Below are 16,368 nucleotides of genomic sequence, written 5' to 3'. Positions count from 1 at the left end.
GTGCCGGCCCTGCCCCGCCCCCGCGGCCGGGTGGAGTTCCGCGAGGTGGTGTTCGGCTATCGCCCCGGCGAAAACGTGCTGCGTGGCCTCGACCTGGTGGCCGAGCCGGGCCAGACCACGGCCCTGGTGGGCCAGTCCGGCGGCGGCAAGACCACCATCATCAACCTCATCGAGCGCTTCTACGACCCGCAGGGCGGCGCCGTGCTCATCGACGACATCGATGCCCGCAGCGTCACGCGCTCGTCGGTACGGGCCAACGTCGCCCTGGTGAGCCAGGACGTGTATCTGTTCTCCGGCACGGTGAAGGACAATATCGGCTTCGGCCGCCCCGGCTCCACCGACGAGGAGATCGTCGCGGCGGCGCGCGCGGCCCACGCCCACGACTTCATCATGGGCTTCGAGAATGGCTACGACACGCCGGTGGGCGAGCACGGCGCCCAGCTCTCCGGCGGCCAGCGCCAGCGCATCGCCATCGCCCGGGCCTTCCTGAAGAACGCGCCCATCCTGCTTCTGGACGAGGCCACCGCCGCCCTCGATTCCGAATCGGAAGCCCTGGTGCAGCGGGCGCTGAACGAGCTGCAGCACCAGCGCACCACCATCGTCATCGCCCACCGCCTGCAGACCGTGGTGCGCGCCCACAAGATCTGCGTGGTGGAGCACGGCCGCGTGGTGGAGCACGGCACCCATGACGAGCTGATCGCCCGGCGTGGCCGCTATTACGGCTTCTATTTCGCCCAGTTCGCGCACGAGCAGAAGCAGCAGGAGGGCGCCGACGGCAGCGCCGACGCGCCTGTGGACAATCTCGGCGAGACCGACGGTGCGCGTCTCCACGCCTGATTTTACAAGGCTTTGCACCCGGTTCGCGGACCGGGTGCGGCAATGCGGGCGCAGAAAATGCGCGTTTCGACTTCACAAGCGGGCAAGCGGTTGCTATATCGCCCGCCTCGGTCGCAAGACCCACGGTCCCTGATAGCTCAGTTGGTAGAGCGTTCGACTGTTAATCGAATGGTCGCAGGTTCGAGTCCTGCTCAGGGAGCCATTTCCACCCCGCACAGCACGCCATAGGGCGCCAGCGGAGCGAAGGCTCGGCAGCGCGGCGCGTGATATGCGACTGGGTCCGGCCTCGCCCCACCGTCTCAGATCATCGCAGGCCGCCACTTGAGCCTTGGCACGCGCCAAAGGGCCGAGGAAACGGGGCCGCGCCCCTGCAGATCGCCCGTTGCAACGAGCTAGCGCGCCCGGCGAAGCCCGCGCGCGTCGACGGCGCCGTCACGAAGGCGCCGTCGACGATGGCCGGCGCCTTGATGAGTCCTGCCTGGCACGGACTGCTGGTCGAAAATCCCGCGGTTCAGGCTGCGGCCGCCACCAGCGCCCGCTCCAGCTTGCCAAGCCCCTCGTCGAGGAGCGCGTCGGTGATGGTCAGCGGGTTCAGGAGGCGGATGGTGTTGCCGTAGACGCCGCAGGTGATGAGGATCAGGCCGTCGGCCAGCGCCGCCTGGGTCACGCGCTTGGCGGCATCGGCGTCGGGCTCCACGGTGCCGCGCTTCCTCACCACGTCGAAGGCGACCATGGCGCCCGGTCCCCGGATCGAGCCGATGGCAACGGCATCGTTGCGCAACGCCATGCGGGCGAGGGCGTCCTTGATGCGGGCGCCGATGGCGTTGGCGCGCTCCACCAGCCTCTCCTCGTCGATCACCTCCAGCACGGCGAGCGCTGCAGCGCAGGCGATGGGATTGCCGGCATAGGTGCCGCCGAGGCCCCCGGGCTCGGCCGCATCCATGATCGCCTCCCGGCCGATCACGCCCGAGAGGGGAAAGCCGCCGGCCAGCGACTTGGCGACGGTGACGAGATCCGGCTCGACCCCCGAATGCTCGATGCCGAACATGCGGCCGGTGCGGGCAAAGCCGGTCTGCACCTCGTCGGCGATCAGCAAGATGCCGTGCGCGTCGCAGGTCTGGCGCAGGGCCACGAGCAGCTCGGCGGGCGCCGGCAGGAAGCCGCCCTCGCCCTGCACCGGCTCGATGATGATGGCCGCCACATCCTGCGGGCCGATGTCGGCGCGGAACAGATAGTCGAGCGCCTTGAGCGTGTCGGCGACGCTCACGCCATGGTCGGCGCAGGGGAACGGGAGATGGAAGATGCCGGGCGGGGAGATGCCGAACTTCTTCTTGTAGGGCAGCACCTTGCCGGTGAGCGCCATGGTCAGCGCGGTGCGGCCGTGGAAGCCACCGGAAAAGGCGATGACGCCGGTGCGGCCGGTGGCGGCCCTGGCGATCTTCACCGCATTCTCCACCGCCTCGGCGCCGGTGGAAAACAGGATGGACTTGGCCGCGCCGGAGAACGGGGCGATGGCGTTCAACTTCTCGCACAGCGCCACATAGGGCTCGTAGGGCACGATCTGGAACGCGGTGTGGGTATAGGCGTCGAGCTGCGCGCGCACCGCCGCCAGCACCCTGGGGTGGCGGTGACCGGTGTTGAGCACGGCGATGCCGCCGGCGAAATCAATGTAGCGCGAGCCGTCGGCGTCCCAGACCTCCGACCCCTCCGCCTTCTGCGCGAAAACTGGATAGGCGGTGGCGATGCCCCGGGGAATGGCCTTGGTTCGACGGGCCTGCAGCGCGGCGTTCTCGGACATGGCGCTCCTCCTTGATTGTTGCCTCAGGATAAGACGCGATTGCGTTCCGCGGGTATGGGATTGATCGGGTGCCGCCCGCCACCCGCCGGCCTCAGCGTGCGGAATCAGCTCCCGGCTCGGCGCGTCCGGCGCGCTCGGCGTTGATCCGGCCGTCCACCAGCTCGACGATGCGGTCGCAGCGCTCGGCAAGGGCCATGTTGTGGGTGACCACGAGAAAGGTGGTGCCCCGCTCGGCGTTGATCCGGCGCAGCAGCGCGAACACGCTGTCGGCGGAGGCGGTGTCGAGGTTTCCCGTGGGCTCGTCGGCGAGCACCAGCGCCGGCTCCATGGCCAGCGCCCGGGCGATGGCGACGCGCTGCTGCTGGCCGCCGGACATGTTGGTGGCGCGGTTGTTGCGCCAGCGGCTCAGGCCCACCCAGTCCAGCAGCTCGTCGGCCCGCTGCTCCATCCGCCGGTCGGCGCGGCCCTGGTCCACCAGCATGGGCATCATCACGTTCTCGGCCGCCGTGAAGGCCGAGATCAGGTAGTGATACTGGAACACGAAGCCGATGGCGTGGCCGCGCAGCCGCGTGCGCGCGGCATCGTCGAGCTGCGTCGTGTCGGCCCCGGTGACCTCGAGGCGCCCGGAGGTGGGGCTGTCCAGAAGGCCGATGATGTTGAGCAGGGTGCTCTTGCCCGAGCCGGACGGGCCGATGAGCGCCACGAACTCGCCGGCGCGCATGGTGAGGTCGATGCCGTGCAGCACCTCGGTCTCCACCGGGGTGCCGATGGCGTAGGACTTGCGGATCGCCTGAAGCGCCAGCACGTCAGCCACGGATCGCCTCCACCGGATCGATGCTGGCGGCGCGCACCGCCGGGGCAAGGCCGGCGACCACGCCGGTCAGCGTCGCCAGCAGCGCCGCGGCCGCAAACAGGCTGGGCTCCAGCATCAGCGGGAACAGCTCCGATCCGTCCACCTGCCGCAGCAGGTGGTGCCAGAGGATCAGCGCCCCCGCGCCGGCCGCCGAGCCCAGCACCGAGCCCACCAGCCCGAGCACCCCGCCCTGGATGAGGAAGACCCGCAGGATCCGCCCCCGCGACGCGCCCATGGCGCGCAGGATGCCGATGTCCTTGGAGCGCTGGATCACCGACACCACCAGCACCGCGGCGATGCCGAACGCCACCGAGATGCCCACGAACAGCCGGATCAGGGTGTTGGAGGTCTGCTGCGCCCGCACCGCGGTGAAGAACTGGGCGTTGGTGGTGATCCAGCTGTCCGCCTCCACCGGCACCACGGCGGCGATGTCGCGGGCGATGTCCTCGGCGGCGTAGGTGTCGGTCACGGTCATGTCGATGGTGGTGGCGCCACCGATGAGGTTGAGCAGGCTCTGGGCGGTGCGCAGGGCCACATAGGTGTTGCGCTCGTTGGCGCCCTTGTTGCCGAAATCGAAGATGCCGGTGATGGTGAGGATGCGCCCGCTGCCGTTGGCGGTGGTCACGTTCAGCTTGTCGCCGACGCCCGCGCCCAAATCCTTGGCCAGCTCGGTGCCCACCAGGATGTCATCGGTGCCGAGCCGCGCCTCCCCCGCCACCAGATAGTCCGGCACCCGCACGATGCGGAAATACTGCTCCGGCTCCATGCCGGTGATGGAGATGGAGCGGCTGGCATCGCCCCGCACGGCGAGGGCCGAGCCGGACGCCGTGGGCGCCACCACCACCACGTCCGGCCGCGCCCGCATGGCCACCGCAATGGACTGCCACTGGTCGATGGAGAGGATGCGCTGGGACGGCTTCTGCACCAGCGCACCCTCGATCACCCCCGGATCGAAGCGCAGCGGCCGCGCCACCTCGTCCGGCGGCAACAGCTGGATCTGCGGCTGGGAGGTCAGCACCCTTTTGATGAAATTGGTCTGGAGCCCGGCCAGCATGGCCGACATGAACACGATCACCCCCACGCCGATGGTGATGCCGCCGAGGATGAAGGCGGTCTGCATGCGGCCCTCGCCGAGGAAGCGCAGGGCGGCGATCCATTCGAACGGCAGCCAGCGGTTCATCGCGGCACCGGCCGGATGCGCTGGCCGGCGCGCACCCCCGACGCCACGGGTAGCACTTCCTCGCCGGGGGTGAGCCCCTCCAGCACCTGCACCTGGTCGCCGGCCCGCAGGCCGAGGCGCACCTTCTGTTCCCGCGCCCGCCCGTCCCGGACCACCAGCACGAAGGGCGCCGCCGAGGTGGGGCCGTGCACGGTGCGCGCGGGCACCACCACGGCATCCGGCCGGCGATCCACCGCAATGTCCACGGACACCGTCATGTCCTGCCGCAGATAGGCGGGCGGATCGGGCACCGTGAGCTTCACCTCCACCGAGGCGCGGGTGATGTCCACGGAGGGGTTGATATAGGTGAGGCTGGCGGGAAACCGTTGGTCCGCATAGGCGTCGGCCGAGGCCAGCGCGCTCTCGCCGACCTTGAGCAGGCTGAGGTTCTTCTCGTCGATCTGGACCACGAGCTGGGTGGCGCCGGCGGGCGCCAGCACCAGCAGCGTCTTGCCCGCCTGCACCACGCTTCCGCGCTCCACGCTGCGGGTGATGAGCACCCCGTCGCGCGGCGCGACGATGGTGGCGTAGCCGAGGCGCGCATGGGCGGTGGCGAGGTTCGCCTTGGCCTGGCTGAGCTGGGTTTCGGCAATCACGAAGTCGCTGCCGCCGGGGCTGGTGGTGTAGACCTGCAGCTCGGCGGTCCGCGCCAGGGTCATGGCCACATTCAGCGCCCTTGTGGCCTCGTCCAGCGTGGCCTGGGTGCCGGCGCCGGATTTCGCCAGCTTGTCGGCGCGATCGAAGGCGGTCCGGGCATTTTCCAGGTTGGCGCGGGCCTGCTTCTGCGCTTCCTCGGCGGCGGGCCGGGACAGCTCGCGCAGCTGACGCATGCGGGCATCGGCCTGGGCGACCGCCCCCTCGGCCTGCACCACCGCCGAGTTCAGCTCGGTGCCGTCGAGGGCGATCAGCGGCTGGCCTTCCCGCACGCTCTGCCCCTCCTCCACCAGCACGTCCTTGACGGTGCCGGTGATCTGGCTGCCGATGTCCACGCGGTAGGGGGTTTCCACATGACCGGTGGCGACCACGGAGCGCACCAGCTCGGCCTTCACCACCGGATAGACCACCACCTCCGGACCGGCGCGCCAGCGCAGCAGCAGGAAACCGGCGCCGGCCAGAGCCAGAACGAGAACCGCGATCCACCATTTGCGGTGCCACAGGGCGGCGATGAGGCCGCCATGTCCCGCCCCCTGCGGCAGGTCACGCGATGCGGTGCTGGCGGCGGAGACGGGCTGGTCCACGGGATCCCTGACGGTTGCGGCGTGGCGGCACGCGCGTTGTTCGCATCAGGGAAGGCCGGGCGCCGGGATTCGGTGGTGCGAGCCCCGGCATCATGGTCCGCATTGCAGGCCGGTTAAAGGCGATGGCGCAACTTGAGCGCAGCAATCGCCCTCCCCTGACCCGCGCCGCTCAGTAATCCCACTGGGCGCCGATGCCCACCTCGGCGGAGCCGTCGGCGCCGGTGGCGCCCTGCAGGCGGATGTTCTTGGTGATGTCCATGTCCACCGTGACCTGGCTGGAGCCGGGCGTGGTGCCCTGCCGCACCCCCAGATACATGCGGTCGTTGAGGCGCCGGCCGATGCCCACCTGGCCGCCGGTGCCGGCGGCATTGGTGCCCACGTCCAAGCTGTCCACGCCCAGCGAGCGCCGCATCTGGTCGAGCACCCCGGAACCGCCGGAGAATTGCGCGATGGTCTGGGCGATCTGCAGCGCCTGGGCGCCGGTGAGCGAGCCGGCCGAGCGGCCGAACATCAGGCGCGAGAGCACCTCGTCCTGCGGCAGGGTGGGGGTGGAGCTGAAGGTCACGTCGGGGCGCGAGGCCGCCCCGGTGACCAGGATCTGCGCGGTGATGTCGTTGGCGGTGGTTTCCGCCACGAAGTCGAGGTCCGGGTCCGTGGTGCCGTTGAAGGTGATCTTGCCGCGGGTGAAATTCAGCCGCCGGCCGAGCACGTCGAAGGTGCCGCGCCGCATCTCGAAGCCGCCCAGCGTCGCCGGGCTGGCGGTGGTGCCGCCCACCTTGAGGTCGCCGCCGAGTTCAGCTTCCAGCCCCATGCCGCGCACGAACACGTTGTTGGGCGCCGAGACCGTGAGGTCCAGCGCCATGCCGGCATTACTCCGGCGCGGGGCGTTGGCCCCGGCCTTGGTGCCGGGCCGGTTGGTGGTCACGTTCCAGTTGCGGCCGCCGTTCACGTGCCGCACGTTCAGCGCCGCGCCGCCGCCGGGCAGGCGGTCGGGAATGTTCACGTCCAGATGGCGCACCACCAGCCGGCCGGTGAGGCGCGGATTGTTGGCGAAGGCCCCTTCCACCGCGAGCCGCCCCTCGGCCACGAGACGCATCAGGTCGCTGTTGACGAGGCCGGCATTGGTGAGATCCACGTCGATGCGGCCAGGGAAACCCTGCGCCGGCTCCAGCGCCACCGTGCCGCGCGCCGAGAGGCTGCCGCCATTGGGGGTGCGGGCGGTGAGGGAGGAAAGCGTCACCGAGCGATCGGTGCCGGTGATCACGCCCTCGATATTGGAGAGGTTGACCCCGTTCACGCCATCATCGAAGCGGGCGCCGGAGATGCGCACCGTGCCGCCCGCCCGCGGCGCGGCGGCGGTGCCGCGCACGGTGGCGTCGATGGCCGCGCGCCCGCGCACCTGCGCGCCGGAGGTGGCGAGCATGGGGTTGGCAAGCCCGAGGTCCAGCGCGCCCCGGATCGCGAGATCGAGTTCGCCGGCGCCCAAGGGTGCCGAGCCGGTGAGGGTGACGTCCGACAGGAAGCGCCCGGTGACGGTCGTCCGCGTGCTCACCCGCCCGTCCGCGAACCGGCCATCGGCGCGGACATCAAGGGGGCCGATGCCGTTGGCCGACAAATCCCGGGTGCTGACGCGGGCCATGGTGAGGGAATAGGTGCCGGTGGGCGCCGCCGCCGGCCCGTCGAGCCGCGCGGAACCCGAAAGCGTGCCGGACAGCCCGAGGCCGGGGGCGGCGAGGTCCGCCAGCGCCAGCGGCAAGATGGTGAGCGTCACGTCCAGCGCCAGCGCCGCGCCTGCCCGGCCAGACACGCTGGCGCTGCCGCCGCGCGTGGTGAGGGTCAGCCGGTCGATGGCGAGGGTGTCACCGGACCAGCGGAAATTCGCCGGCGCGGCATTGGTGATGCTGGTGCCGCTGCGCGCAAGGTTGAGGCGGTCGAGGCGGAAGCCGATGGTGCCGTCGCGCGGGGTCAGGAGGCCGGCGGTGGTCAGCGTCGCGCCATTGACCACGGCGTCGAGGTTGAGGCTGGTTCCCGCCGCCGCGCCTTTGGCGGTGAGGTCGGCCTGGGAAATGTCCATGCCACCGGCATTCACGGCGCGCAGCCGTACCGTGCCATCCAGCACCGGCGCGCCGGTCGGGTCCACCACGGTGGCGTCGATGCGGGCGCTGCCCACGCTCTGCCCGGCGGCCGAGACATTGGCGGCGTCGGCCTTCACCGCCACCCGCTGGCGGCCGCCGGTGGCGTCGAGGCGCACATCGGCATTGAGCCGCCCGGCCAGTTCGGTGAGCGCGAGGGGCGAGAGATCGTTGAGGTCCCCGGCCTCGACGGCCAGCGTCCCGTCCGCGAGGCCCCTGCCATCGAGCCGCACGTCGCCCTTGGCCGAGACCGAGCCGATGGCGATTGCAAGGTCCTTCAGCTGCTTCGCGCCGTCGGCCAGCGTGGCGAAGGCGCCGGAGCCGGTGGCGGGCTTGCCGGCCACGCGGCCGTCGAGGGTGAATTGCGCCGCAGGGTTGCCGGTGAGGTCGGAGGCCGTCACTGCGAGGCTCAGCCCCTCCACCTTCTGCTTCATGGCGGTGCCCGCGGGCATCAGCAGCCGCGCGGTGAGGCCGAGATTGTCGAGGCTGCCCCGGAACGCCGCCTCGCCGGTCACCGCGCCGGTGACGCGGGGATCGAGCTTTGCCACATCCGCGAGCGCGAGCTTGGCCGCAAGGTCCGCCCGGGCGCGGGAGATGGTGCCGTCTGCGGTCACCGTCAGGCTGTCCGAGGCGAGGTTGAAGCGGTCGACGCGGATGGCGTTCTGCCCGTCCCGCGCCAGCTTGGCGGCAAGGGTCGTGGTGCCGCCGAACAGGCCGTCCACCGCCGCGATGCCGGTGGCCACATCTTTGGTGCCGCCGGTGATGGCGGCGTCCACGCGAGAGAGATCGCCGCTGGCGTCGAGGGTGGCGTCCAGCGCCGCCGTGCCCGCCAGCCGGCGGCCGACGAGGGGGGAGAAGGCGGCAAGATCCAGCTTCTCCAGCTTGAGCGTGCCGGCGATCTTCTCCGCCGACGCGGTGCCGCTGAAGCGGCTGGTGAGGGCGGCCAGCTCCACGGTGGCGCCGGTGACGGCAGCGGCCCGCCCCTTGGGCTGCGCGCCGGCCACGTGGAAGCGGGCGGTGCGCCCCAGCGCCTGCGCCACCTTGGGGTCGTCGGCGGAAAGACCGTCCGCCGCCCCATCGAGGGTGAAGGCCAGGTTCCGGGCTGCGTCAGGGAGGGTGGCGGCGTTGATTTCGACGGTGGCGGCGCCATAGCCGGCACCCTTCAGGCCCTCGGCCGTGGCGCGGGCGGACAGGACGGGGGCCGCGAACGCGCCCTTCAGGGTGCCGTCCACCGCCGCCGCTTTCCAGGTCACGCCCGGCGCGAGCGCGGCGAAGCGGGCCGCCTCGCCGGCCTTGAGGCCGAACACCAGATCGGCCGTCATGGCGTCCGCATCCACGGTGCCATGCACGCCGGCGCCGAAGCCGGCGGAGCGGGCCGTCGCGCTCTCGATGGCGATGCGCCGCGCCTTGTCGATGGTGGCGGCGCCCGCGAGTTCCACGCCGCCCTCCAGCAGGGGCGCGATCTGGGCCGGAAGCAGGCGGGCGATGTCGGCCTCGGCGGTGAAGCTCACGCGCCGCCCTGCCCCGGTAGCCCGCACCTGCGCCGAACCGTTGACCTTGGCGGCGGTGCCGGCGGCAACGTCGAGGCGGCCATCCCAGGCGTCGAGCGGACCCACGCCCTTGAGCGTCGCCGTGATGGCCGGCAGGTCGGCGATGCCGGCGGCCCGCGCCACAAGGCCGCCCGCCGGCTCCTCGGCGGTGATGTCGAGGTCGAGATGCTCGGTCTGCGGCACGTATCCGAGGCGGCCGGTGAGGCTGCCCGGCTGGTCCCGCCGCTTGAGGTTGAACGCGGCCGACAGGCCCCGCTCCAGCGCGCGCAGCTCGGCGGTGGCCACCAGCGACAGCACCGCGGCATGGCCCAGCACCGGCTCGTCGATGACGATCTCGTCGAGGAAAAAGCGCCCGACCCGCACCGGCAAGGCGAAGCCGCCGCCGCTGGTGCTCTGGATTTCCGGGGGGGCCGGCGGCAGCTCGGGCTTGCGCTGGAGCGCCACGCGGGTGGCGCCGGCGGCATTAATGTCGAGGGTGCCGAAGAGGAGCGACAGGGGGTTCCAGTCGAGGCTCAGGTTCTCCACCTCGGCGAAGGGCCCTCTGGCGTCGGAGAGCTGGATGCGCGCCACCGCCATGGTGGCCGGCACGAAGCCGGTGATGCCGGAAACCTCGACCCTCAGCCCGTTGGAGGAGGCGAGCGCCGAGCCCACGCGCTCCAGCAGCGCCTTGCCCGGCGGGGTCTGGATGGCGCCGAACGCCAAAGCGAGCAGCACCAGCACGGCCGCGAGCGCGAGGCCGGTCCATTTGGCGAGGGTGCGCAAGATTGCCATCAGAAGGCCTGCCCCAGGCTGACATAGACGCCGAACGACCCGTCATCGGGGCCGGGATTGAGGGGAACGGCGAAATCCAGCCGCAGCGGCCCGATGGGCGTGTAGTAGCGCAGGCCGATGCCCGCCGCGTATTTCAAGCCGTTGAAGTCAGGATACTCGCTCGCGAAGGCCGAGCCCATGTCGAAGAAGGGCACGATGCCGATGGTATCGGTGATGCGGACGCGCACTTCCGCCGAAGCCTCGAAGAAGGAGAGGCCGCCGACGATCTGGCCGAACGCATTGCGCGGGCTGGCCGACTGGAAATCGTAGCCGCGTACCGAGCCGCCGCCGCCCACATAGAAGCGCCGCTGCGGCGGCACGTTGTAGAGGTCGGACACCCCCACGAGGCTGCCAGCCGCCACCCGGCCGGCGAGGATGATGCGCCGGTCGTCGTCGAAGGCGTGATAGGCCGAAAGCGCCGCCTTCAGCATGACCGGGCCGGCGCCGCTGTCGCCGAGATAGGCGAAAGGCTCCACCGTGGCGTTGAGGCGGATGCCGCGGGAGGGATCGAGCGCGTTGTCGGTGGTGTCGTAGAACACGTCCACCGGGATCCCGGTGATCAGCGCATTGTAGATGCCGGTGGTGTCCTCCACCTGCCCGTCCTCGAAGTCGATACCCACCTGCATGGAGAGCTGGTCGTCGAAGCGGTGGCGCACGGCCAGCAGCGTGACGACGCCCTCGCGCACATAGGCGTTGGTCACCTCGCGCAGGATGGCGGCATTGGCGATGAGGTCGTCCTGCGCGGTCCAGATGCCGGGCTTCACGAAGCTGGCGGCGAGCTTGTAGCCGAACGGGTCCGCATTGGGCACCGCCTCCGGCACCCCGCCGAACCACGACACGGAGGCGTCCAGCCGCAGGGTCTCGCCGCCGCCGAACAGGTTGCGGTGCCCCCAGAAGCCGTTGATGGAAGAGCCATCCGTGCTCGAATATTTGGCCGAGAAGCCCACGTAGCGCGGATCGCGCGGGCGCACCTCGATATAGACCGGCAGCCGGCCCTGGGCATCCAGCCGCTCGCCCTCGCGGATGCGCACGCTGGCGATGGACTGAAAGGTCAGGAGGCGCTTGCGCAGGCGGGTCAGCCGATCCGGCGAATAGGGCGTGCCGGGCGGGATCTCGACCCGCTCCTCGATGAAGTTCGGCGGCAGGAAATCGGCGCCCGAGACCGTGAAGGTGCCGAAGGTGGCCACCGGCCCGGTCTCGATCAGGAGCGTGACGTTGAGCCGGGTGGTGGCGTGGTCGGCCACCACGTCCTTGCCGGCAAGCCGGGCGAAGGGGTGGCCTCGCTCGCGCCAGAAATCCACCAGCACCGCCTCGGCGCGGGTGACCCGATCGGCTCGCGCCGATTCGCCCGGCTCCAGGCCGAGGGCGCGCAGGCTGGGGCCGTCCGCGAGCGGGCGGCGGGTGGCCGCGTCGAGGATGCGGATATCGCCGAAGAGGAAGGGCGGGCCGGGGTCCACGTCCACCCGCACCGGCACCGGGCCGGCCTTGCGGGCCCGCTCCACCACGTCGAAGATGTTGGGGGCATTGGGCGCCATGCCGGCGACGGTGATGCGGATGGTGGCGCCATAGCGCCCTTCCCCGTAGAGCGCGGCGGTGATGCGCTCGAAATCGGAGAGCGCGCGGCGCACCAGGCCGGCGGCGCCGGAGGGCGCACGATCCTTCAGGCTTTCAAGGTTGGAGGCCTGGGTCACGGCGTTCTTCAGGCCGCTGTCGCCGCCCTGCACCTCAATGTTCAAAGTATAGGGCGTGGCGTCGATGACAGGCGCCTGGCGGGAGGTCGGATTCGGATTGAACAACGCGGCGATCGAACCGAAGAAGTCGTCGTTCTGCGCATGCGAGGGCGCAGCCGAAAGCACTACGGCCACGGCGACAAGCAGTAACGGACGCAGCCGGGTCCAATAATGTAATCCGAATATCGCCACCAACCCTGCCCGACGCCTTCAGTTTTAGCCATTGTTGCGGCATAGATGTGATCTTTTTGTCACAAACTAGCCTACACGATGGCCTGACCCAAGGCCACCCTGTAGCCCATTTAGCCTTAAGCAATTACCACGCAGGCAGAGCAAGCGGAGAGGGGCCCGGCTCCGGCCGCCGGTCAGTGCCGCGGCGCCAGCAGCTCTTGCGGCAGGGCGCGGCACACCTGCGCCACGTCGGCCAGAAGCCGGCCCATGGCGGAGGTCTTGCGCCAGAGCAGGGCGATCTGCCGGCTGGGCTTGGAATCGCTGAATTCCAGAAGGTGGATGTTCTCGGCCGGCTGGGCCGGATTGCGGGTCGCCAGCATGGGCAGCAACGTCATGCCCACCCCCGCCGCCACCATCTGGCGCAGGGTCTCAAGGCTGGTGGCGCGGAATTCCGACTTCTCCCGCGCCCCCGCCAGCTGGCACACGTCCAGCGCCTGATCGCGCAGGCAGTGGCCCTCCTCCAGCAGCATCAGATTGTAGCGCGACAGTTCGGTGATGGAGAGCTCGTCGCGGCTGGCAAGGGCATGGGTGCCCGGCACGGCGAGGAGGAAGGGCTCCTCGAACAGGAACTCGGTGTGGAACTGGCTGTCATGCACCGGCAGCGCCAGGAAGGCCGCATCCAGCGTGCCGTAGTTCAGCCGGGAGATGAGGGCGGCGCTCTTCTCCTCGAACAGCAGCAGCTCCAGGTCCGGGAAGCGGGCGCGGATCAGCGGCACCACATGGGGCAGAAGATAGGGGCCCAGCGTCGGGAACACGCCGAGCTTGAGGGCGCCGGCCTCCGCCGCGCAGCTGCGGCGGGCGCCTTCCTTCAATTGCTCCACCTCGTCGAGGATGCGCCGCGCCCGCTCCACCGCCTCGCGGCCGGCGGGGGTCAGCATGACGCGTCGCGGCGCCCGCTCCACCAGCGGCACGCCCAGTTCCTCCTCCAGCTTGCGCAGCTGGGTGGAGAGGGTGGGCTGGCTGACGAGGCACGCCTCGGCCGCCCGCCGGAAATTCCGGTGGTCGGCCAGAGCGACAAGATATTGCAGTTCGCGCAGGGTCATCGCGGGCGGCCCCATGAAGGGGCCAGCCGCGAGGGGAGCGCAGAGCCGGCCCGGCCGCTCACGCGGCCTTCACCGCCTCTTCCTTCGGCGCGCTGGAGCGGATGAGGTGATCGAAGGCGGAGAGCGAGGCCTTGGCGCCTTCGCCCAGCGCGATCACGATCTGCTTGTAGGGCACCGTGGTGCAGTCGCCGGCGGCGAACACGCCGGGCACCGAGGTCTGGCCGTGGGCATCCACCACGATCTCGCCGCGCGGGGACAGCTCCACCGCGCCCTTCAGCCACTCGGTGTTGGGCAGAAGGCCGATCTGCACGAAGATGCCTTCCAGCTCCACCTTCACCTTGTCGCCGGTGTTGCGGTTCTCGTACACGAGGCCGCTCACCTTCTGCCCGTCGCCCAGCACCTCGGTGGTCTTGGCCGAGGTGAGGATGGTGACGTTGGGCAGGCTCTTGAGCTTGCGCTGGAGCACATCGTCGGCGCGCAGGGCGCTGTCGAACTCGATCAGCGTCACTTGGGCGACGATGCCGGCAAGATCGATGGCCGCTTCCACGCCCGAATTGCCGCCGCCGATCACCGCCACGCGCTTGCCCTTGAACAGCGGGCCGTCGCAATGGGGGCAATAGGCCACGCCCTTGTTGCGATAGGTGTCCTCGCCCGGCACGTTCATCTGCCGCCAGCGGGCGCCGGTGGCGAGAATCACGGTCTTGGAGCGCAGGCTGGCGCCGTTGGCGAACTCCACCTCGATGATGTCGGCGCCGGGCACCAGCTTCACCGCCTTCTGGAGATTGAGGATGTCCACCTCATACTCGCGCACGTGCTGCTCCAGCGCTGCGGCAAGCTTCGGCCCCTCGGTGTAGGGCACGGAGATGAAATTCTCGATGGCCATGGTGTCCAGCACCTGACCGCCGAAGCGCTCGGCGGCGACGCCGGTGCGGATGCCCTTGCGCGCCGCATAGACCGCCGCCGTGGCACCGGCCGGGCCACCGCCCACCACCAGCACGTCGAAGCGGTTCATCTCGGCCATGCGCCTGGCGTCGCGGGCGGCTGCTCCCGTGTCCAGCTTGGCGACGATCTCCTCGACGCCCATGCGGCCCTGCCCGAACACTTCGCCGTTGAGATACACGGTGGGCACCGACATGACCTGCCGGGCGTCCACTTCCTTCTGGAACAGGGCGCCGTCGATGGCCACGTGGCGGACCTTCGGGTTCAGCACGGCCATGAGGTTCAGGGCCTGCACCACGTCCGGGCAGTTCTGGCAGGACTGGGAGAAATAGGTCTCGAAGGTGAAGTCGCCGTCCAGCGCCTTGATCTGCTCGATAACCTCCGGCTCCAGCTTGGGCGGATAGCCGCCGGTCTGCAGCAGCGCCAGCACCAGCGAGGTGAATTCATGGCCCATGGGCAGGCCGGCGAAGGTGAGCGCGATGCTCTCGCCGGGGCTCGACAGGGCGAAGGAGGGCACGCGGGCGCCGGCGGCATCGCCATCGCGGCGCTCGGCAACGGTGACCTTGGCGGAACAGTCGGTGATGTCGGAGAGCAGCTCCAGCATCTCCTTCGACTTCGCGCCATCATCCACGAAGGCGGTGATTTCGACGGGCCGGACCAGCCGCTCCAGATACGCCTTGAGCTGGGTCTTCATGGCTGTGTCGAGCATGGCAATTCTCCGACGAATGCTTGGAATAGAACAAGGTGCTTTGCATCCGACGCGCGCAGGACGCGCGGAAGATGCCACCCTAAATCCGCCACGCGCAGAGCGCGCGGCGGAGGGGATGGGTCCTCCCCAATGGAAGGACCCGAACGTGCCTCAGATCTTGCCGACGAGGTCGAGCGAGGGGGCGAGGGTCGCCTCGCCTTCCTGCCACTTGGCGGGGCACACCTCGCCAGGATGGGAGGCGACGTACTGCGCAGCCTTGATCTTCCGCAAAAGCTCGGAGGCGTCGCGGCCGATGCCCTCGGCGGTGACTTCCACAGCCTGGATGATGCCGTTGGGGTCCACGATGAAGGTGCCGCGATCGGCGAGGCCCTGGCCCGCGCGCATCACTTCGAAGTTGTTGGTGATGGAGCCGTTGGCGTCACCGAGCATGGCGTACTGCACCTTGCCGATGGTCTCGGACGAATCGTGCCACGCCTTGTGGGTGAAGTGGGTGTCGGTGGAGACCGAGTAGACCTCGACGCCGAGCTTCTTGAAGTCTTCGTAGTGATCGGCGAGATCACCCAGCTCGGTGGGGCACACGAAGGTGAAATCGGCCGGGTAGAAGAAGAACACCGACCACTTGCCGGCGAGGTCCGCCTCGGACACGTCGATGAACTTGCCCTGCTTGAAAGCGGTGGTCTTGAAAGGCTTGACCGGAGTATTGACGAGGGACATGGCAATTCCTTGGGTGGCTGTTGCGGTGCGAGAGGCTAGGGCCTTCGCGACGCAACATAAGGCCGAGCTAGGGATAAATGAAATAGATAAGATTGTCGATATTGATAGATTTTAACTATCATAAAGACGCCCAAGCGCTTCATTTCGCGGCGAAAGCCCGTGAAACGGGCCGGCGGGAAAAGCAGAGGCGCGGCCGAAGGTGCGGTGCGACATTTGCGCGCAATTTACGCTGGGAAAGGCGGCCGCGTCCTGCGACACCGGTGCTTTGCCAGCTGTCGCAGAGCCGGCCCGGCCCGTCCATGGATCCCCCGGTCAAGCCGGGGGATGACGGGTGGGAAATCGGCTGAGAGAGCGGGTGGAACGCAATCCCCGCCGAACGGCGCTTGGCGTCCCGGACCAGCGACGGCGCAGCCGGAGCGCCGAGCCGGGATCCAGCGCAAGACTCCTGCGCAGCAGGCAAATCATCGCACCGCGATGGATTTGGTAGCGCCGCCGCGTGAAGCACCCTTTTGAAACTCAGCACCGTCGCCCCCTCTCCCGCTTGCGGGGGAGGGCTGGGGAGGGG

10 protein-coding genes and 1 tRNA gene are annotated in these 16,368 nt (G+C 69.7%); 2 read left to right on the top strand and 9 right to left on the bottom strand.

Features of this window, described 5'->3' with window-relative positions:
• Both K9U41_RS16425 and K9U41_RS16420 read left to right on the top strand, forming a co-directional pair.
• The coding region (locus K9U41_RS16425; RefSeq protein ID WP_282641938.1) for an ABC transporter ATP-binding protein at positions 1–837 on the top strand (837 nt) is incomplete at its 5' end.
• A 126-nt stretch (positions 838–963) separates the two neighbouring features.
• A tRNA-Asn gene (locus K9U41_RS16420) sits at positions 964–1,039 on the top strand.
• Between the two features lie 309 nt (positions 1,040–1,348).
• On the opposite strand, the gene gabT is transcribed toward K9U41_RS16420, so the two are convergent.
• The 9 genes from gabT to ahpC all read right to left on the bottom strand — a co-directional run bounded on the left by gabT (position 1,349) and on the right by ahpC (position 15,803).
• Entirely contained in the window at positions 1,349–2,635 is a 1,287-nt protein-coding gene (gabT, locus tag K9U41_RS16415) for a 4-aminobutyrate--2-oxoglutarate transaminase (protein ID WP_282641936.1), read from the bottom strand.
• Positions 2,636–2,726: 91 nt separating this feature from the next.
• A complete protein-coding gene (locus K9U41_RS16410) occupies positions 2,727–3,449 on the bottom strand; it encodes an ABC transporter ATP-binding protein (RefSeq protein WP_282641935.1) in 723 nt (240 codons plus the stop codon).
• Entirely contained in the window at positions 3,442–4,668 is a 1,227-nt protein-coding gene (locus K9U41_RS16405; RefSeq protein WP_282641934.1) for an ABC transporter permease, read from the bottom strand. Before K9U41_RS16405 ends, K9U41_RS16410 begins: the two co-directional genes overlap by 8 nt.
• Complete coding sequence (locus K9U41_RS16400; protein WP_282641932.1) at positions 4,665–5,945, bottom strand: efflux RND transporter periplasmic adaptor subunit; 1,281 nt, start codon at positions 5,943–5,945, stop codon at positions 4,665–4,667. The genes K9U41_RS16405 and K9U41_RS16400 overlap by 4 nt, the downstream gene beginning before the upstream one ends.
• Before the next feature lie 169 nt (positions 5,946–6,114).
• A complete protein-coding gene (locus K9U41_RS16395) occupies positions 6,115–10,398 on the bottom strand; it encodes a translocation/assembly module TamB domain-containing protein (protein WP_282641931.1) in 4,284 nt (1,427 codons plus the stop codon).
• Entirely contained in the window at positions 10,398–12,293 is a 1,896-nt protein-coding gene (locus K9U41_RS16390; RefSeq protein WP_282641930.1) for an autotransporter assembly complex protein TamA, read from the bottom strand. The genes K9U41_RS16395 and K9U41_RS16390 overlap by 1 nt, the downstream gene beginning before the upstream one ends.
• 239 nt (positions 12,294–12,532) lie before the next feature.
• A complete protein-coding gene (locus K9U41_RS16385; RefSeq protein ID WP_282641929.1) occupies positions 12,533–13,456 on the bottom strand; it encodes a LysR substrate-binding domain-containing protein in 924 nt (307 codons plus the stop codon).
• A gap of 43 nt (positions 13,457–13,499) precedes the next feature.
• A complete protein-coding gene (gene ahpF, locus K9U41_RS16380) occupies positions 13,500–15,089 on the bottom strand; it encodes an alkyl hydroperoxide reductase subunit F (RefSeq protein WP_282641927.1) in 1,590 nt (529 codons plus the stop codon).
• Positions 15,090–15,239: 150 nt separating this feature from the next.
• Positions 15,240–15,803: an alkyl hydroperoxide reductase subunit C gene (gene ahpC, locus K9U41_RS16375; RefSeq protein WP_282641926.1), complete on the bottom strand. Its 564-nt coding sequence runs from the start codon at positions 15,801–15,803 to the stop codon at positions 15,240–15,242.
• Positions 15,804–16,368 lie beyond the last annotated feature (565 nt).

The sequence above is a fragment of the Xanthobacter autotrophicus genome, assembly GCF_029991245.1.
GTDB classification, from domain to species: domain Bacteria; phylum Pseudomonadota; class Alphaproteobacteria; order Rhizobiales; family Xanthobacteraceae; genus Xanthobacter; species Xanthobacter autotrophicus_C.
Note: the sequence above shows the minus strand (reverse complement) of the source record. Positions and strands in the feature narration are given on the sequence as shown.

What these genes read in the sequence shown, in the direction of transcription:
- gabT (WP_282641936.1), bottom strand. Translation starts at nt 2,635, where the DNA reads ATGTCCGAGAACGCCGCGCTGCAGGCCCGTCGAACCAAGGCCATTCCC.
- K9U41_RS16405 (WP_282641934.1), bottom strand. Translation starts at nt 4,668, where the DNA reads ATGAACCGCTGGCTGCCGTTCGAATGGATCGCCGCCCTGCGCTTCCTC.
- K9U41_RS16395 (WP_282641931.1), bottom strand. Translation starts at nt 10,398, where the DNA reads ATGGCAATCTTGCGCACCCTCGCCAAATGGACCGGCCTCGCGCTCGCG.
- K9U41_RS16385 (WP_282641929.1), bottom strand. Translation starts at nt 13,456, where the DNA reads ATGGGGCCGCCCGCGATGACCCTGCGCGAACTGCAATATCTTGTCGCT.
- ahpF (WP_282641927.1), bottom strand. Translation starts at nt 15,089, where the DNA reads ATGCTCGACACAGCCATGAAGACCCAGCTCAAGGCGTATCTGGAGCGG.
- ahpC (WP_282641926.1), bottom strand. Translation starts at nt 15,803, where the DNA reads ATGTCCCTCGTCAATACTCCGGTCAAGCCTTTCAAGACCACCGCTTTC.